Here is an 18,225-nt window from a genome sequence, read left to right on the forward strand (position 1 = left end):
GCGACCCGGCGGAGCTGGGGGTAAGCAGGTGGGCGTGCTGATCTTCGAGAATATCATATCCGACCGGGGGTCGCGTTACGCGGTGTCCGGTGGCGCCTGCGCCAATGCCGATGACGCGGCCGCTTTCCTCAAAGCCTTGAAGCGGAAAAAGAAATTCGCCAAGGCCACCCATAACACATGGGCTTGCCTGACAGCGGATGGCCCGTTGAAAAACGATGACGGCGAAAGCGGCGCGGGCATGGTGATCCTGCGGATGCTGGAACGCGACGACGTACGAGACGAGATCGTCGTGGTCACCCGCTGGTATGGCGGCAAGCATCTGGGCGGCGACCGGTTTCGCCACGTGCAGGACGCCGTACGGTACTATCTCGACAACCGCCAATAAAAATGCCGGGCACAGGGCCCGGCCAGTCCAACAGGGAGGTTGCGCTTGATCACCCGCAAGCGCGCCCGGGTCGTCTCTATGATCGACGTTTAAAGGTGATGACGCAATGCGACTTTGATCTGTGTCAAACGCATGCATCTTTCATGCGACCAGCCGATAGCCACCTGATTCCGTCACCAAAAGCCGTGCGTTCGAGGGATCGGGCTCGATCTTCTGGCGCAGGCGGTAGATGTGGGTTTCCAGCGTGTGGGTCGTGACCCCGGCATTGTAGCCCCAGACCTCGTGCAGCAGCGTATCGCGCGGCACCACGCCCTCGGTCGAGCGGTAGAGGAACTTGAGGATGTTCGTCTCTTTCTCGGTCAGGCGGATCTTGCGGTCATCCTCAGTGATCAGCATCTTCATCGAGGGTTTGAACGTGTAAGGACCGACGGTAAACACCGCGTCCTCGGACTGCTCGTGCTGCCGCAATTGGGCACGGATACGCGCGAGAAGGACCGGGAACTTGAAGGGCTTGGTGACATAGTCATTCGCCCCTGCATCAAGGCCAAGGATCGTGTCCGCATCGCTGTCATGCCCGGTCAGCATGATGATCGGCGCCTTGATCCCCTGCTTTCGCATCAGGCGGCACAGTTCGCGCCCGTCAGTGTCGGGCAGGCCGACATCGAGAATGATCAGGTCGTAGATCTGTTCCTTGGACCGGGACATCGCGCTGGCGCCGCTTTCGGCCTCGAAGACCTCGAAATCCTCGGTCATGACCAATTGCTCGGCCAGCGCCTCGCGCAGGTCGTCGTCGTCATCGACAAGCAGGATGTTTCTCAGCTGTGCCATGAAAGCGCACTCCTCGTGTTGCCTTTTCGTCGAGATGTGGACATTTTGCGCCTTGGGCAAGAAATGCTGCATCCCGCTCACGGTCTCGTGTCCTGTAGAGCGAATTGTTACAGCAATTGCAGAGATTTGGAATGAGAAGGGGCGCGTCGTGGGCCTGAAGGCTGATCTGAACGAGACGCTCGCACGGGCACGTGGCGACCTGCGCATGGGCGTGCCGGTGGTGCTGGCGGACGCAGCCGGGCGTTGCGTCCTGATGGCGGGCGCAGAAACGGTGGCGCCCGATCGCATGACCCTGATGGCCGACCTCGACGATCTTGTGCTGGTTCTGACCGCACGCCGGGCCACGACCCTGAAGGCGATCGCCTATGATGGCGACCTTGCGCGCATCGCGGTGCCCGAGGGCGCGGGTCTGGGCTGGGTGCGGCAATTGGCGGACCCGGCGGATGATCTGGACTATCCGATGAAAGGGCCGCTCCGTGCGCTGCGCGGGGGCGAGCCTGCGTTGGAGCGGCTGGCTTTGGCCCTGTGCAAGGCGGCGCGGCTGTTGCCCGCCGCGTTGGTCGTCGAGGTTGCGCCGGGCTTTGCGGCGCAGCACGGGCTGATCGAGGTCGCCGCCGCCGAGGCTGCACCGCGCATGGCCGAGCTTCCGCCGCTGGATCACGTGGTTTCGGCCAAGGTCCCCTTGCGCGCGGCCGAAGACGCGCGGCTGCACATCTTTCGCCCCGAGGACGGCTCGGACGAGCATTACGCCATCGAGATCGGACGCCCGGACCGGGACGCGCCGGTTCTGGCGCGGCTGCATTCGGCCTGTTTTACCGGCGACCTGCTGGGATCGCTGAAATGTGACTGCGGCCCACAGTTGAACGCGGCGCTTGCCCAGATGGGGCAGGAGGGGGCGGGCGTGCTGCTATACCTGAACCAAGAGGGGCGCGGGATCGGGCTGGCCAACAAGATGCGGGCCTATGCCTTGCAGGATCAGGGGTTTGACACGGTCGAAGCCAATCATAGATTGGGGTTCGAGGATGACGAACGGGACTTTCGCCTTGGCGCGCAGATACTGGGTGAGCTTGGCTTCGGCGCGGTGCGCTTGATGACGAACAACCCCGCGAAGATCGCGATGATGGAACGCAGCGGTGTCACGGTTTCGGAGCGCGTGCCTCTGAAGGTCGGCGAGACGCCTTACAATGCGCGCTATCTTGCGGTGAAGGCTGCGAAGTCCGGTCACATGCTTTGAAGAGTAGGATGGGTGATCACCCATCCTACACAGGGTCAAGGGGAAACATGCGCTATTCACTGCTCGATCTGGCGCCCGTGCGCGAAGGCGCCGATGCGGCGGACGCCTTTCGCAACACCGGCGATCTCGCCGTGCATGCCGAGCGTTGGGGTTACCATCGCTACTGGCTGGCCGAACATCACAACATGCCGGGCATTGCCTCGGCCGCGACGCCGGTTCTGATCGGCCACGTGGCTGGCTTGACCCGGACCATGCGGGTTGGCGCGGGCGGCATCATGCTGCCCAACCACGCGCCGCTGGCCGTGGCCGAGACCTTTGGCACCTTGGCAACGCTTTATCCCGGTCGCATTGATTTGGGCCTTGGGCGCGCGCCGGGCGGGGACGGGGCCGTGATGCAGGCGCTGGGCGTGCATCCCAGCCGGTCCGAGCGGTTTCACGAAGAGGTGGCAGACCTGCGCGACATGTTCGGCCCGCCGAACCCCGACCGCGCCGTCCGCGCCCTGCCGGGCGAGGGGACGGGTGTGCCGCTGTATATCCTCGGCTCGTCCTTGCACGGGGCGCAGGTTGCGGCGCTGCTCGGGCTGCCCTATGCGTTTGCGTCGCATTTCGCCCCGGCGGCGTTGGAGCAGGCGCTGGCCGTCTACCGCCGCTATTACCAGCCGTCCGAGGCACATCCAAAGCCACATGCGATGATGGCCATCAACGTCTTTGCCGCCGATACCGAGGCCGAGGCGCATTACGTCCGCACAAGCCAGCAGCAGGCGTTCTACAGGCTCCGCAGCAATCAGCGCGGCAAGTTGCCGCCGCCGGTCGCAGATCTGGACAGTGTCATCCCGGCCGCTTGGCAATCCGCCGTCGAGGACAGCCTGCGCGTGACGGCCGTCGGCACTGCAGGGCAGGTTGCAACGCAGATCAACGACTTCGTGGCACAGTATCGTCCCGACGAAATCATCCTGACCGGCAACATCTACGATCATGCCGCCCGGCTGCGCTCGTTCGAGATCGCGGCAGAGGTGATGCAGGGCGTGGCGCAGGCGGCATGAGCGGTCGCGACATGGCCCTGACGCCGCTGGGCCTGAGGTTCGCCGGTCGACTTTGGCCCTGCACCATCGGGCGCGGCGGTGTATCGACGCGCAAGCGCGAAGGGGATGGCGCGACCCCGGCCGGCATCCATGCGATCACCGGCTGCCTTTATCGTCCGGATCGGACGGTGCGGCCCGTGCCATGGGCCGTTCCGATCCGCCCGGGCGATCTATGGTCCGACGATCCGACCCATGCGGATTACAACCTCATGGTGAGGTCGCCCTATCCGCATTCGCATGAGCGGTTGCGACGGGCCGACCCCCTCTATGATCTTGTGCTATTGACTGACTGGAATTGGCCGCAAGCCGTGCGCGGGCGGGGGTCGGCCATTTTTCTGCACCGCTGGCGCAGGCCGGGTTTTCCGACCGAAGGCTGCATCGCCTTCGCGCCTGACGACCTGCACAGCATCGTGCGCCGGATCACCCCGGCAACGCGCCTGATCGTCCCTGCAACCATGTCGCGCACCTGAGTCGTGTGCGTAGGCCGGGGCTGGGCCCCGGCGCCCCTTCAGGCATAAAGCCGCGCCATGCTCATCGAGATATGCGCGCGCCGGATCAGGGCCGCCGCCTGCACATCGCCCGCCGCAAGCGCCGTTCGGGTCTGGTGCAACTCCTCGACGAAGGTCTCGCATTCCGCGGCAAGGTCCATGCGGGGAATGGATTGCAGCCAGATCCGCGCGGTTCGGAAATACAGCCGCTCTGACGCCTCGCGCAGCGCACGATTGCCGGTCAGCGACAGGCCAAAGGCGAAATACTCCATGTTCAGCCGGGCAAAGCCGCGCGGGCTGGGATGCCGGGCCAGATCCTCGGCCCGCAGGATGAAGCTTTCGAGGTCCGACCGCGTCTCATCCGTGACGGGCAGGGGGGACAAAACACCTGCCAGCCCGGCCAGTTCCAGCCGCAGGGCATAGACCTCGCGCAGTTCCTCGGGGTCGACATCGGTGACGAGCGTGCCGACGCCATGGCGGCTTTCGACCAGCCCCTCGTCCTCCAATCGCGCCAGAACCCGGCGCAAGGGCGTGCGCGACGTGCCGAACTCGGCGGCGAGCGCCTCTTCGGACAGGCGCGTGCCCGGCGGTGCATCCAGCAGGCAGATGCGTTCACGCAACTCTTGATACAGCCGTTGAAACCGCGCTGCGGCCTCGGTGGTCATGCGGCGAGGTTTCCGGCCAGCCCGTGCAGCATGTCGATGCAGGCCTTCAGTTCCGAGCGGGCGATGAACTCATCGGGCTTGTGCGCCTGTGCGATCGAACCGGGGCCACACACCACGGTCGATGTGCCAAGCCCTTGGAACAACCCGGCTTCGGTGCCGAACGGCACCAGTTCGCAGGCGTTCTGCCCGGTCAGACGACGCACAAGGTCGCGCGCCTCGTTATGTTCCATCGGCTCCAGTCCCACGACCTCGCCGATCACGTCGGTCTGGATGTCGGCCTTCGGGTAGACCGAGCGCATGGCGGGCAAAAGGGTGTCGGCGACGAAGCTGTTGATATGCGCCTTGACGAAATCCGCATCGTCCCACGCGACGGGGCGCATTTCCCATTCCACCTCGGCGCGGCCGGGGATCACGTTATGCGCGACGCCACCGGCCAGACGGCCGATGTTCACGGTGGTCCATGGCGGATCGAAGCGGGAATTGGCGGGCGTGCGCGCCTTCAGCTCTTCTTCCAGTTCCATCAGGCGGGCGACGTAGCGGACGGCGTATTTCACCGCGTTCACGCCACGATCGGGGGCTGACCCGTGGCCTTCCAGCCCGGTGAAGCGCGCGGTGTATTCGCAGCAGCCCTTGTGGCCCTCGATGATGCGCATCTCTGTCGGCTCGCCGATGATCGCCATCGTCGGGCGGATGCCGCGCTTTTCCAGTTCCGGCACCAACGCGCGCGCGCCGAGGCAGCCGACCTCTTCGTCGTGGGTAAAGCAGAAATGCACCGGGCGGCGCAGGTTCATGTTGGCGAACTGCGGACCCATGGCCAGACAGGCGGCGATGAAGCCCTTCATATCGCACGTGCCGCGCCCGAAAAGCTTGTCGTTCTCTTCCCACATGCCGAACGGGTCGCGGCTCCACGGCTGTTCCTCGACCGGCACGACGTCGGAATGGCCCGACAGCAGCACGCCGCCATCGGTGGCCGGGCCAAAGGTCGCCCAGAGGTTCGCCTTGCGCCCGGTTTCGTCGTGGAACAGATCGACGCGCGCGCCAAAGCCTTCGAGCCAGTTGGCCATATAGGCCATCATGTCGAGGTTGCTGTCGGTCGACACGGTCGGAAAGGCGATCAGGTCGCGCAGCAGCGTTTCGGTCTGTTTCAGCGAGGTCATACAGGCATACCTAACGTCGAAAGGGTGGGTTTGCAGGGGGCGCACGACAATCGTGATCGCGCGCCCCGGCTTGGATCAGGTCTTGACGAACATCTTGCGCGGGCGGTCGCAGAAGCATTCTGCCGCGCCATTTTCGGTGATGAGGATCGATTCCGTGATCTCCATCCCCCAATCCGACATCCACAGGCCCGGCATGAAATGGAAGGTCATGCCCGGTTGCAGCACGGTTTCGTCCTCGGCGCGCAAAGACACGGTGCGCTCGCCCCAGTCGGGCGGGTAGGACAGGCCGATCGGATAGCCGCAGCGCGCGCCGCGTTCGATCCCGGCGCGCTCCAGCGGGGCGGCAAGGGCCTGCGCGATATCGCAGGCGCGGTTCCCGGCGCGGGCGACTTCGAGGCCCGCCTCCAAGCCCTCGACCAGCGCGTTTTCGGCGGCGCGGAAGATTTCCGGCGGCTCGCCCAGAAAGATCGTCCGGCAGAACGGCGCGTGGTAGCGGCGATAGCAACCCGAAATTTCAAAGAACGTCGCCTCGCCCTTGTTGAAGGGGCGGCCATCCCATGTCAGGTGCGGCGCGGCGGCGTCGGACCCGGAGGGCAGCAGCGGCACGATGGCGGCGTAATCACCCCAATGGCCATCCGCGCCCATGATCGCGTCATGCTGGATCTGCGCGACCACTTCGTTCTTGGCCACGCCCGGCTCGACCTTTTCCAACAGCATGTCGACGATCTTTTCCGAGATCTTCGCCGCGCGCCGCATGAAGGTGATTTCCTCGGCGGATTTGATGCCGCGCTGCCAGTTCACAAGTGCTGTGGCGTCGATCAGCTCGATCCCCGGCGCGGCCTCTTTCAGGGCCAGATACGCCTTGGCGGAGAAATAGTAGTTCTCCATCTCGACACCCAGACGCGGGGCCTCGAACCCCATGCCCTTCAGGCGCAGGACGAGGTCCTCCATCGGGTGCTTTTCGGGGTTCTGGACATAGGTGTCCTCGTAACCCATGACGCGCTCGTCGCCCATCCAGACGGTGCGCAGCGCGCCGTTGGTGTCCTGATTGCGGCCCCACCAGCTGGGATCGCGGTCGTGGAAGACCAGCACGCCCTGATGGACGTAGAAGGACCAGCCGTCATAGCCGGTGAGCCACGCCATGTTGGACGGGTCCGTGACCAGCAGCACCTCGATGCCCTTGGCGTCCATCGCGGCGCGGGTCAGATTGAGGCGGCGCATATACTCGGCCTCGGTAAAGGGGATGTCCTTGTCGAAACGGTGCTGACGCATCGCTGTCTCCGTGAAATAGGGGAGGGCCGTTCGGGGCGGCTGTGAGTCCAGATAGACAGTTGTGCACATCTATGGCTGTCGAAAAGCGACATGACCGGTCTCATAGGGACATCGTGGCTGTATTTTTGGGCGCCATGGCCGCCGCTGTGCACATCAATGCGGCGCGCAGGCACCATGCGGATCGCAGGGCCGGTGGCCTGCGCCGATTCTCCGGGGGCTGGAAATCGGCGAGATCGGCCTGCGCGCATAGGTAGAACAGCATATGACGCTGGGGCGAGTCGGCACTGCCAACCCGCCGCTTCGATCTGGATTGAGTGAAAAATAGGCGCTTTTCCAAAAGGTCAAATTCCCGAACGGCGCTTTTTCATGACGCAAATGTTCGGCGAAGTGCCGATTTTCTGCCCGGTCCACCCTTAGTCGCACAAAGGACAAGCATTTTTTCGGCATAGCAGTTGCAACCTGATGCGGTTGTCGGTTTAGTTTGTGCCCAGACAAGCGGTGCCAAAACCGCGAGCAACAAACAGGGAGCCTGCTTTGGCCGAGACGGACACCGGCGACGCGTTTGTCGCCTTTGAGCGCGTGCAGAAGAGCTATGACGGCGAGACACTGGTCGTCAAAGATCTCAACCTGACCATGCCGAAAGGCGAATTCCTGACGATGCTAGGGCCGTCCGGATCTGGTAAGACAACCTGCCTGATGATGCTTGCGGGCTTCGAGACCGCCACGCATGGCGAGATCAAGATCGGCGGCGTCAGCATCAACAACATTCCGCCCCACAAGCGCGGCATCGGCATGGTCTTTCAAAACTATGCCCTGTTCCCGCACATGACGGTGGCAGAGAACCTCGCCTTCCCGCTGGAAGTCCGCAAGCTGGGCAAGTCCGAGCGCGAGAAGAAGGTCAAGCGCGCCTTGGACATGGTGCAGATGGGCGCCTTTGGCGGCCGCCGTCCGGCGCAGCTTTCTGGTGGTCAGCAGCAGCGGATCGCACTCGCCCGCGCGCTGGTCTTCGAGCCCGAGCTGGTCTTGATGGACGAACCGCTGGGCGCGCTGGACAAGCAGCTGCGCGAACACATGCAGTTCGAGATCACCCGCCTTGCGCATGATCTGGGCATCACCACCGTTTACGTGACGCACGACCAGACCGAGGCGCTGACCATGTCGGACCGCGTCGCGGTGTTCGACGATGGCCGCATCCAGCAGCTCGATCCGCCGGATACGCTGTACGAAGAGCCCAAGAATAGCTTTGTCGCGCAGTTCATCGGCGAGAACAACACGCTGGAAGGCGTGGTGACGGAGATCAAGGGCGATACCTGCATGGTCAAGCTGGACGATGGACAGGTGATCGACGCCAAGCCGGTCAACGTGTCCAAGGTCGGCGACCGCACGCTGGTCTCGATCCGCCCCGAGCGCGTCGAGATCAACAAGGAGCGCCTGCAAGAGGGCGCGCATACCTTGAAGGCCGAAGTTCTGGAATTCGTCTACATGGGCGATATCTTCAGGACACGGCTGCGGGTCGCGGGCAACGATGACTTCGTCATCAAGACGCGGAACGCGCCGGATCAGGTGCGCCTGAAGCCCGGAACCCAGATCGATATCGGATGGCTGCCCTCCGACTGCCGCGCGCTGGACGCCTGACACTCGAATTCCTTGCACCCCCTTTATGGGCGGTGCAGGGTCACGACGAGGGGTCGGCTGACACCCGGATCCGGCCTCCGCACTCAAACGGGTAACTAGGGAGTATGAATATGAAACTCACCAAGACTCTTCTTGCGACCACGGCGCTGACTGTTGCAGCAGGTGCCGCAGTGGCAGAGAGCCATGGCAACATGGCGAACAGCATGACGCTCGTGTCCTGGGGCGGTGCTTACCAGTCCTCGCAGGATAACGCCTATGTGAAGCCTTACGTCGAGATGCATCCCGACGTGTCGGTCTCCTGGGACGAAAGCTCGGCCGAGGCCGTGGCCAAGCTGCGCGCCATGAACGAAGCCGGCAACATCACTTGGGACCTCGTGGACGTGGTGGCTTCCGACGCCATCCGCCTGTGTGACGAAGGTCTGGCGATGGAAATCGACCATGACGAGATGCTGGCGCCGGGCGATGACGGTTCGGACGCGTCCGACGACTTCGGCGACCTGATCGTCTCCGACTGCTACATCCCGCAGATCGTCTACTCGACCACCTTCGGCTACCGCACCGACATGGTTCCGGAAGGCGTCGATGCGCCGTCCGACATCTGCTCGGTCTTCGACCTGGAAACCTATCCGGGCAAGCGCGCGCTGGAAAAGCGCCCGATCAACAACATGGAATGGGCTCTGCTCTGCGATGGTGTTGAAAAGGCCGACGTCTATGACGTGCTGGAGACCGAAGAAGGTCAGGACCGCGCGCTGGCGAAGCTGGACACCATCAAGGATCAGGTCGTCTGGTGGAATGCCGGCGCCGACACGCCGCAGCTGCTGGCCGATGGCGAGGTCTTCATGGGTTCGACCTATAACGGTCGTCTGTACTCGGCCATCGTCGAGCAGGATCAGCCGATCGGCATGATGTGGGACGCGCAGGTGTTCGACCTTGACGGCTGGATCATCCCCGCCGGTCTGCCCGAGGATCGTCTGGCGCGCGTGATGGACTTCGTCCGCTTCGCAACCGACACCCAGCGTCTGGCCGATCAGGCCAAGTACATCTCCTACGGTCCGGCGCGTGCCTCTTCGGCACCGAAGGTTCCCGAAGACATGAAGATGCACATGCCGACCGACCCGGCCAACGCGGAGAACACGTTCCTCTACAACTACGAGTTCTGGGCTGACTATCGCGACGATATCGACGCGAAGTTCCAGGCCTGGCTGGCGCAGTAATCCAAACGGGGGCGGGGGTCAGCCCCGCCCTACGCTTTATTCCGATCCGTGGCGGATGTCAGTGACAGGCCGCCGCGGATTCACCGTAGGGAAACGGCATGCCCAAGGGCTATATCATCGGACATATCACCGTCACCGACCCGGACGCCTACCAGGAGTATATCGATCGCGATACGCCGATCCTTCTGGGCCTTGGGGGCAAGTTCATCGTCCGGGGGGGACAGGCACAGGTGATGGAGGGCGAGACCCTGCAACGTCACGTGGTGATCGAGTTTCCCAGCTACGACGCGGCCTTGGCCGCCTATAATGATCCGAATTATCAGGAAGTCGCCGAGATCCGCCGCCGCACCGCGGACAGCGTGATCCTGGTTGTCGAGGGGACATAAATGAGCGACGCATCCAACGACCCCGCCCAGATGGAAGGGCCGACGCCCGAAAAGGGCCTCGCCGCCGCAGAAAAGACGGGGCCGATGCTGGCCGCCGATGGCACACCGCTGAAACGCAGCCTTGCGCGCGCCCTGCGCCGTCAGAAGATCCGCGCGCTGATGCTGATCGCGCCGCTGCTGCTGTTTGTCCTTGTGACGTTCATCGCGCCGATCCTCGACATGCTGTTCCGCTCGGTCGAGAACCAGATCGTGTCCGAGACCCTGCCGCGCACCGTCGTGGTGCTGGAAGACTGGGATGGCACGTCCGGAGAGTTGCCCGGCGACCCGGTGTTTCGCGCGGCATATGAGGACATCTTCCTTGCGGCGGAATACAAGCTGCACACCCGACTGGGCACGCGCCTCAATTATGAGTTGACCGGCGTGTCCTCGCTGTTCCGTAAATCTGGCCGTGGGCTGGATGATATCGGCGAAGTCTATCAGGACCAGTTCGAGGACCTGAACGAGAACTGGGACGAGGGCCTGTTCTGGGCCGAACTGATGGGGTCGGACAGCTGGCTTGCGGATGCGCAAGGCTGGCAGGAGGGGCAGCCGCTGCCCGAATTCGAACTGCGCGAGGGCATGGCCGACCTGCTGCCCCGCACCTCTGCCGCCTATCAGGACTTTGCGCGCTTCACCCGTGTCGAAGACGAGGAAAACCTGATTGACGAAGAGCCTTGGACGCTGGTCCATACCGCTCTGTACGAAGACCTCTCTGCCGGTGACGTGTCTGGCTATTCCGGCCCGCACGCGGCGGAATTGCAGGCCGCGGCCGACCTGGTTGCTTCGCCCGATTTCGAGACCGCCGATATCCGCGCCGTCTTCGAGGAGATCGACGAGGACTGGCTGGACATCGAGGTTTGGCAGACGATCAAGACCTATTCGCCGAATTACACCTCGGGTTACTTCCTGAACGCCGTCGACATGCAGAAGACCCCCGAAGGTCCGGCCCTGCGCGACGAGGACGAACGCATCTACGGCCTGCTGTTCAAGCGCACGCTGTTCATGTCGATGGTCATCACCTTCAGCTGTATCGCGCTGGCCTATCCGATCGCCTACCTGCTGGCGACGCTGCCGTCGCGCACCGCCAACCTGCTGATGATCCTCGTGCTGCTGCCCTTCTGGACGTCGCTTCTGGTGCGGACGAGCGCTTGGAAGGTGATGCTGCAACAGCAGGGTGTCATCAACGACGTGCTGGTCTGGATCGGGCTTGTGGACGATGCGAACCGATTGGTCATGATCAACAACCAGTTCGGTACGATCGTGGCGATGACCCACATCCTGCTGCCCTTCATGATCCTGCCGATGTATTCGGTCATGGCGACGATCCCGCCCAGCTATGTGCGCGCGGCCAAGTCGATGGGGGCGACAAACTTCACCGCCTTCCGTCGGGTCTATTTCCCGCAATCCATTCCGGGCATCGGCGCGGGTTCGATCCTCGTGTTCATCCTGTCGATCGGCTACTACATCACGCCGGAAATCGTCGGCGGCACCACGGGCACGTTCATTTCGAACCGGATCGCCTATCACATCTCGTCCTCGCTCAACTGGGGCCTTGCGGCCGCGCTGGGGACGATCCTGCTGGCGGTCGTGCTGCTCCTTTACTGGGCCTATGACAAGATCGTCGGCATCGACAACGTGAAGCTGGGGTAAGAGACATGGCTGTTCTGACTGCAAAAAAGAAAATGCCGCTAAGCTTTACCCTGCCCGTGGTGGGGGCCTTCGGGGCCTTTGCCGGGATATTCGTCGGGGCGTCGGTCTTTGGATCGTCTCTGCTGGGGATCGTGGTTGGCTTCGTCATCGCCGCCGCGCTGGCCTTTGTCGGTGTCGGGATCATGGGCGAGGCGCAGGAAAAGCCGACCCGCTGGGGGATCGCGGCGCTGATGGCGATCGGCGGCTTCCTTGCCGGCGGTGTCATGGGGCTGATCGTCGGCGGGCTGTTCGGCTGGTTCTTTGGCTGGGTGATCTATTGGATCGGTTACCGGCGCTACCGCATGCCGCTGGTGCCCTACCTGACCGCGGGGCAGGTGCTGTGGCATTACGGGTTCCGGGTGCTGTGCGGGGCGATCTTCGTCTTTCTGATCACGCCGATCATCGTGGTCATGCCGCTGTCGTTCAACGCCGAGGACTTCTTTACCTTCACGCCGGAAATGCTGCGGCTCGATCCCGAAGGCTACAGCCTGAAGCATTACCGGGACTTCCTGACCAATTCGGAATGGACCAGCGCGGTCTGGAACTCGATCACCATCGCGATCCCGGCGACCATCGTGTCGGTCAGCCTTGGGACCTTGGCGGCCATCGGCCTGAGCCAATCCCACGTGCCGGGCAAGCGGGCCATCATGGCGATCCTGATCTCGCCGATGATCGTGCCGCTGATCATTTCCGCCACGGGGATGTATTTCTTCTACTCGAACCCCTACATCCCGACGCCGTTCGGCAAGATCGAGCTTCCGTTTACCCTGACGGGGACGTGGGTGGGCATCGTTCTGGCGCATGCCGTGCTGGGCATTCCCTTCGTCATCATCACCGTGACGGCAACGCTGGTGGGCTTTGACCGCTCGCTGACCCGCGCCGCGGCGAATATGGGGGCCGATCCGGTGACGACCTTCTTCAAGGTGCAGATGCCGCTGATCCTGCCGGGGGTGATCTCGGGTGGCCTGTTCGCCTTCATCACGTCTTTCGACGAGGTGGTCGTCGTGATCTTCGTCGGCTCGGCCGAGTTGCAGACGCTGCCATGGCAGATGTTCACCGGTCTGCGCGAACAGATCAGCCCGACGATCCTTGCGGCGGCGACGATCCTTGTCGGCATCTCCATCGCGCTGCTGACGACGGTGGAAATCCTGCGGCGCCGGTCCGAACGCCTGCGCGGGATGAGCCCGGGCTGATAGGGCAATCGATTTAAAATCGACTTAAAACCGGCGGTCATGGCTGCCGGTTTTTCATTTTTTGACAACTGTGTTCCGTCATCTTCGGCCCATCGGCATCATGCAAGGAGTGGGTGGATGAGCCAGCATGACGACTCCCTCGTAGCGCAGGCGCGTAGCCTGACGGGCGAGGTCCCCTTTGAACCGGGTGAGATCTTTTATTCGCGCACCGACAAGCGCGGTGTCATCATCGAGGGGAACCGCACCTTCCGCCGTGTTTCGGGCTATGGCTGGAGCGAACTCAAGGGCGCTCCGCACAAGCTGGTGCGGCACCCGGACATGCCCAAGGGTGTGTTCAGCCTGTTCTGGCAACGTCTGCAGGCGGGCAAACGCATGGTGGCCTATGTCAAGAACCGCTCGAAGGACGGGCGGTATTACTGGGTTCTCGCCCTGACATGGCCCATCGAGGAAGGGTATCTTTCCGTTCGGATCAAGCCGACATCGGACCTGTTCGCCAAGGTGCAGGCCCTTTATGCCGACCTGCGCGAGGCGGAAAAGACCAAGGGGCTGTTGCCCGAGCAAAGCGCCGAACTCCTGCTCAAGCGCATCGGCGAGATGGGCTATCGCGACTATGAAAGCTTCATGGCGGATGCCCTGACCGCCGAGGTCAAGGCGCTGAAACGTCTGACCGGCGAGGCGCTGTCGCCAGTCGAAAAGCGCTTTTTCGCGATGGATGAGACGATTGGCGAATTGAATGCCGAGATCGACTCGCTCGTCGGTGTCATCCATTCGATCCGGACGGTGCCGATGAATATGCGCATTCTGGCCTCGCGGCTGGAAAATGCCGGGGGGCCGATCAGCGCCATCTCCGTGAACTACAGCCAGATGCTCGAAGAGATGTCGACCTGGGTTCAGAAATTCGTCGACGGCCCGGACAGCACCTACGCGCGCATCCATGCGGCGATCATGAATGGGCAGTTCCTTGTCTGCGCCTCGTCTGTCCAAAGCCGGATGTCGACCCAGTTCGCACAGGATCTCGAAGGGATCGCAGACGCCACGCGCCTGTTGGAAGACAAGGGAACGCTGGAGCGCGAGGCAGAGCGGTACCAAGCCGCCGCGCGGGACTCGCTCAAGCTCGTCGATACCGAGATGCGCCGCCTTGGCCGCTCCGTGCTCGATATGAAACGCTACGTGACCGGCCTCAGCTCGACCCGGATGATGTGCAAGATCGAAAGCGCGGCCCTCGCCCATGAGGGCAAGTCCTTGGCCGGGATCGTCGAGCAGCTGGACCAGTGTCAAAAGGACATCGAGCGCAGCCTTGCGAAAGTGGTGGAACTGAATTCGGTCATCCAGACGAATTCCTCGATGCTGGGGACCTTGCTGTGAGGGGCGTGCGATGAGGAGGGGCTGCAATGACTGACATGACGTCGAATTTCAGCCTTGCGACAGGCGCGTCGGCCAACGAGGCCACGTTTCAGCTGTCGGAACTTTTCTATTCCCGCACGGATCGGCGCGGGGTCATCGCCGCGGGGAACACGGTGTTCCAGCGGGTGGCCGGCTTCGACTGGGACGAGATGCTGGGCGCGCCGCACAAGATCATCCGGCACCCGGACATGCCCAAGGGGGTGTTCCAGCTGCTCTGGGACAATATCCTCGCCGGTCGGGCAACGGGCGCGTATGTCAAGAACCGGGCCAAGTCCGGGCGCTATTACTGGGTTTTCGCGCTTGTGGTGCCGATCGAGGGTGGTTTCATCTCGACCCGGATGAAGCCGAGCACGCCGATCTTCGACACGGTGCAAGAGCTGTACAAGGACCTGCTGGAGGCAGAGGCTCGCGACAGGCTGAGCCCGTCCGACAGCGCCCGCATCCTGCTGGAGCGCGTGCGCGACTTAGGCTTTGCCAATTACGAAACCTTCCAGAGCCACGCGCTTGCAACCGAATACGCAGCGCGCAACAAGGCGCTGGGGAGGACCGGCGAAACCCTGCAACGCCGTTTCGTCGAGATGGGTCAGGCGATCATGCAGGTGCAGGTCGAAACCTCGGAACTGACCGAGGCGTTCAAGTCGATCCGCACCGTCCCGATGAACATGCGCATCATCGCCTCGCGGCTGGAAAATGCCGGGGGACCCATCAGCGCGATTTCGGTGAACTACAGCCAGATGCTTGAAGAAATGTCGACTTGGGTCGATACCTTTGTCGATGGCGACAACTGCGTCTTTGCCCGCATCCGCGATGCCATCCTGCGCGGCCAGTTCCTGAGCTTTGCCGAAGCGCTGCAGTGCGAAATGCACCGTCTCTTCGAGGATACCGACGGGGACTATCCCGAACGTATCGACATCGCCCGCGAAAGCCGCGAACTCAAGGCGCTTGGCCAGCAGTTCAGCCGGGAAATGACCCAGTCGCTGGAACATGTCGAAGCCGAGGCCAAGCGGTTCGCGCGGTCTGTTCTGGACATGAAGCGTTACGTGACCGGGCTCAGTTCGACGCGGATGATGTGCAAGATCGAAAGCGCGGCTCTGGGGGATAGCGGGACGGCCCTCGCGGGGATCGTCGAACAACTCGACACCTGTCAGACGGATATCGAGAAGCGTCTGGCCCGGATCGTCGAGCTGAACTCCGTCATCCAGTCAAATACGGCGATGCTGCGCACGCTGATCTGAGCCATCGGCAAATGTCGGGCGGGGCTGATCCCCGCCCATTTTTGGATCAGCTGCGGACCAGCTTTTCATAGCTTTCGGCGATGTCGCGCGTCAGCGCGCCGACCTCGAAGGTGTAGTCGCCGATCTGGCCGACAGGGGTCACCTCGGCGGCGGTGCCGGTCAGCCAGCACTGTTCGAACCCTTCCAGCTCTTCCGGCATAATGTGGCGTTCATGCACGGTGATGCCCTTTTCCTTCAGCATCCGGATGACGGTCTGACGGGTCAGCCCGTTCAGGAAGCAATCGGGCTTGGGCGTGTGGACCTCGCCATCCTTCACGAAGAAGATGTTGGCGCCGGTGCATTCCGCGACGTAGCCGCGATAATCCATGAACAGCGCATCCGAACAGCCCTTGGCCTCGGCCTCGTGCTTGGAATGGGTGCAGATCATGTAAAGGCCGGCGGCCTTGGCATGCACGGGGATGGTTTCGGGCGAGGGGCGCTTCCACTTGGCGATGTCGATCTTCGCGCCCTTGAACTTGGCGTCTCCATAATAGTTGCCCCAAGCCCAAACGGCGATGGCGAGGCGAACCGGGTTGCGTGCCGAAGCGACACCCATATCGGGACCGGCCCCGCGCCATGCGACAGCGCGCACATAGGCGTCGGTCAGGCCGTTGGCCTCCAGCGTGGCTTTCTTCGCCGCTTCGATTTCATCGACGGTGTAGGGGATCTGGAAGCCCAGCTCACCGGCAGAGAAATGCAGCCGCTCCGAATGCTCGCGCGACAGGAAAATCTTGCCGTTATAGGCGCGCTCGCCCTCGAAGACGGACGAGGCATAGTGCAGCGCATGGGTCAGGACATGCACCTGCGCCGACCGCCATTCGACCAGTTGGCCATCCATCCAGATCTTGCCGTCGCGGTCGTCATATGATCCATCAGCCATCGCAGTTCTCCTCAGGGCGATTTTCACTTGTTGCGCCAGACAGGTCCGAAACGGACATAATGTTGCGCCAAAACTGAGATTCTCTACCAATCCTCACTTGGAATGTCAACAAGACTGACTTAAACTGCCGAAAAAGGCGACAAGGGGCACGAGGTCGATGGCCGAAAGCCAGAATTTGCAAGGCGAGACGCTGCTATATCTCACGGATGAGCAGTTGCGGCAGGGAATCGAGGCCATGTTCTTTGCCTATCGCGGGTTCACCGACGATCCCGACCGCATCCTTGCCGGGCTCAGCTATGGGCGCGCCCACCATCGCGCGCTGCATTTCATCAATTGCGCGCCGGGCACCACGGTCAACAATTTGCTCAGTATTCTGGGGGTGACCAAGCAATCTCTGAACCGTGTCTTGCGTACATTGGTCGAGGATGGTCTGGTCGAAAGCCGGGTCGGGCGAAACGACAAGCGCGAACGGCATCTCTATCTGACCGAGGCCGGCGCTGCGCTGGAGCGCGACCTGTCGGATGCGCAACGCGCCCGCATGCGCGCGGCCTATCGACAGGCCGGGCCGGAGGCGGTCGCAGGCTTCCGCAAGGTACTGGAGGCGATGATGGATCCGGACATGCGCCGGGCCTATCAGAAACTGAGGGAGGGACGAGGATGAGCGATGCCGATGCGCATCTGTTGATCGTCGATGACGACGAGCGGATCCGGGGCCTTCTGCAGAAGTTCCTGATCCGGAACGGGTTTCTGGTCAGCGCCGCGCGGGATGCGGCGCATGCGCGGCGTATTCTCGCGGGGCTCGACTTTGACCTGATCGTGCTCGACGTGATGATGCCGGGCGAGGACGGGGTCAGCCTGACCGCGGGCATCCGCGAGACGCGGACCACGCCGATCCTGCTGCTGACCGCCCGGGCCGAAACCGAGGACCGGATCAAGGGGCTGGAAGCGGGGGCGGACGATTACCTCGCCAAGCCGTTCGAGCCAAAGGAACTGCTGCTCCGGATCAACGCCATCCTCCGCCGCATGCCGGAAACCAAACCGGAGGAAAGCGCACCCAAGCTGTTGACCCTTGGCGACATCCGCTATGACATCGAGCGCGGCGAGATGTGGCAGGGCGAGGACATGATCCGCCTGACGGCCACCGAGGCGCAGCTGATGCGGATTTTCTCCAGCCGACCGGGCGTGGCACTCAGCCGCACGGAATTGGTCGAGGAGTTGGGGCGCGACAAGGGGCAGGCGCAGGAGCGCGCCGTCGATGTGCAGATCACCCGCCTGCGCCGCAAGCTGGAGGCGGACCCGAAACAGCCACGCTATCTTCAGACGGTGCGCGGTGCCGGATACATGCTGGCACCGGATTGAACACAGCCACGATTTTTCAGGGAAAATCGGAAGGGGGAGCC

The 18,225-nt window shown here is 62.9% G+C and carries 18 protein-coding genes; 13 read left to right on the forward strand and 5 right to left on the reverse strand.

Translation table 11 applies throughout. The features are described from left to right. Window positions 1-34: 34 nt before the first annotated feature. A complete protein-coding gene (locus D8Z78_RS04415) occupies window positions 35-385 on the forward strand; it encodes a YigZ family protein (protein ID WP_121631440.1) in 351 nt (116 codons plus the stop codon). Between the two features lie 141 nt (window positions 386-526). Here the strand turns inward: D8Z78_RS04415 and D8Z78_RS04420 are convergent, their stop codons facing one another. Continuing rightward, window positions 527-1,213, reverse strand: coding sequence for a response regulator transcription factor (locus D8Z78_RS04420; RefSeq protein ID WP_121631439.1), 687 nt, complete (start codon window positions 1,211-1,213; stop codon window positions 527-529). A 148-nt stretch (window positions 1,214-1,361) separates the two neighbouring features. On the opposite strand from D8Z78_RS04420, the gene ribA reads away from it, so the two are divergent. From ribA to D8Z78_RS04435, 3 genes are read left to right on the forward strand one after another with little or no spacing between them, the layout of a single operon-like run. Then, window positions 1,362-2,447 (forward strand): GTP cyclohydrolase II, encoded by a 1,086-nt coding sequence (gene ribA, locus D8Z78_RS04425; RefSeq protein WP_121631413.1) that lies wholly within the window; start codon window positions 1,362-1,364, stop codon window positions 2,445-2,447. Between the two features lie 47 nt (window positions 2,448-2,494). Then, on the forward strand, window positions 2,495-3,490 hold the full coding sequence (locus tag D8Z78_RS04430; protein WP_121631412.1) for an LLM class flavin-dependent oxidoreductase: 996 nt from the start codon (window positions 2,495-2,497) through the stop codon (window positions 3,488-3,490). Next, window positions 3,487-3,999 (forward strand): L,D-transpeptidase family protein, encoded by a 513-nt coding sequence (locus tag D8Z78_RS04435; protein ID WP_121631411.1) that lies wholly within the window; start codon window positions 3,487-3,489, stop codon window positions 3,997-3,999. The genes D8Z78_RS04430 and D8Z78_RS04435 overlap by 4 nt, the downstream gene beginning before the upstream one ends. 38 nt (window positions 4,000-4,037) lie before the next feature. On the opposite strand, the gene D8Z78_RS04440 is transcribed toward D8Z78_RS04435, so the two are convergent. The 3 genes from D8Z78_RS04440 to D8Z78_RS04450 form a co-directional block, all read right to left on the reverse strand. Further along, window positions 4,038-4,682 (reverse strand): GntR family transcriptional regulator, encoded by a 645-nt coding sequence (locus D8Z78_RS04440; RefSeq protein ID WP_121631410.1) that lies wholly within the window; start codon window positions 4,680-4,682, stop codon window positions 4,038-4,040. Then, the gene (argE, locus tag D8Z78_RS04445; RefSeq protein WP_121631409.1) at window positions 4,679-5,839 is read right to left on the reverse strand and encodes an acetylornithine deacetylase; all 1,161 of its coding nucleotides are present in this window, start codon (window positions 5,837-5,839) and stop codon (window positions 4,679-4,681) included. The genes D8Z78_RS04440 and argE overlap by 4 nt, the downstream gene beginning before the upstream one ends. Before the next feature lie 75 nt (window positions 5,840-5,914). Further along, on the reverse strand, window positions 5,915-7,111 hold the full coding sequence (locus tag D8Z78_RS04450; protein WP_121631408.1) for a M24 family metallopeptidase: 1,197 nt from the start codon (window positions 7,109-7,111) through the stop codon (window positions 5,915-5,917). Window positions 7,112-7,645: 534 nt separating this feature from the next. On the opposite strand from D8Z78_RS04450, the gene D8Z78_RS04455 reads away from it, so the two are divergent. The 7 genes from D8Z78_RS04455 to D8Z78_RS04485 all read left to right on the forward strand — a co-directional run bounded on the left by D8Z78_RS04455 (window position 7,646) and on the right by D8Z78_RS04485 (window position 15,906). Next, window positions 7,646-8,746: an ABC transporter ATP-binding protein gene (locus D8Z78_RS04455; RefSeq protein ID WP_121631407.1), complete on the forward strand. Its 1,101-nt coding sequence runs from the start codon at window positions 7,646-7,648 to the stop codon at window positions 8,744-8,746. 110 nt (window positions 8,747-8,856) lie between these two features. Further along, a complete protein-coding gene (locus D8Z78_RS04460; protein ID WP_121631438.1) occupies window positions 8,857-9,960 on the forward strand; it encodes an extracellular solute-binding protein in 1,104 nt (367 codons plus the stop codon). 98 nt (window positions 9,961-10,058) lie between these two features. Beyond that, on the forward strand, window positions 10,059-10,346 hold the full coding sequence (locus D8Z78_RS04465) for a DUF1330 domain-containing protein (RefSeq protein WP_121631406.1): 288 nt from the start codon (window positions 10,059-10,061) through the stop codon (window positions 10,344-10,346). Continuing rightward, window positions 10,347-12,035, forward strand: coding sequence for an ABC transporter permease (locus tag D8Z78_RS04470; protein WP_121631405.1), 1,689 nt, complete (start codon window positions 10,347-10,349; stop codon window positions 12,033-12,035). A gap of 5 nt (window positions 12,036-12,040) precedes the next feature. Next, the gene (locus D8Z78_RS04475) at window positions 12,041-13,267 is read left to right on the forward strand and encodes an ABC transporter permease (RefSeq protein WP_121631404.1); all 1,227 of its coding nucleotides are present in this window, start codon (window positions 12,041-12,043) and stop codon (window positions 13,265-13,267) included. Window positions 13,268-13,384: 117 nt separating this feature from the next. Beyond that, window positions 13,385-14,632, forward strand: a complete 1,248-nt coding sequence (locus D8Z78_RS04480; protein ID WP_121631403.1) for a PAS domain-containing protein — start codon at window positions 13,385-13,387, stop codon at window positions 14,630-14,632. Window positions 14,633-14,658: 26 nt separating this feature from the next. After that, a complete protein-coding gene (locus D8Z78_RS04485) occupies window positions 14,659-15,906 on the forward strand; it encodes a PAS domain-containing protein (protein ID WP_121631402.1) in 1,248 nt (415 codons plus the stop codon). A 46-nt stretch (window positions 15,907-15,952) separates the two neighbouring features. Here D8Z78_RS04485 and D8Z78_RS04490 read toward each other — a convergent pair whose 3' ends face one another. Next, window positions 15,953-16,825: a branched-chain amino acid aminotransferase gene (locus D8Z78_RS04490; protein WP_121631401.1), complete on the reverse strand. Its 873-nt coding sequence runs from the start codon at window positions 16,823-16,825 to the stop codon at window positions 15,953-15,955. Between the two features lie 157 nt (window positions 16,826-16,982). Here D8Z78_RS04490 and D8Z78_RS04495 point away from each other — a divergent pair, with 157 nt between their 5' ends. Both D8Z78_RS04495 and D8Z78_RS04500 read left to right on the forward strand, forming a co-directional pair. Beyond that, the gene (locus tag D8Z78_RS04495) at window positions 16,983-17,486 is read left to right on the forward strand and encodes a MarR family winged helix-turn-helix transcriptional regulator (protein WP_121631400.1); all 504 of its coding nucleotides are present in this window, start codon (window positions 16,983-16,985) and stop codon (window positions 17,484-17,486) included. Further along, complete coding sequence (locus D8Z78_RS04500; protein WP_121631399.1) at window positions 17,483-18,184, forward strand: response regulator; 702 nt, start codon at window positions 17,483-17,485, stop codon at window positions 18,182-18,184. The genes D8Z78_RS04495 and D8Z78_RS04500 overlap by 4 nt, the downstream gene beginning before the upstream one ends. Window positions 18,185-18,225 lie beyond the last annotated feature (41 nt).

This window comes from Tropicibacter alexandrii, assembly GCF_003667315.2.
Lineage (GTDB): Bacteria > Pseudomonadota > Alphaproteobacteria > Rhodobacterales > Rhodobacteraceae > Tropicibacter > Tropicibacter alexandrii.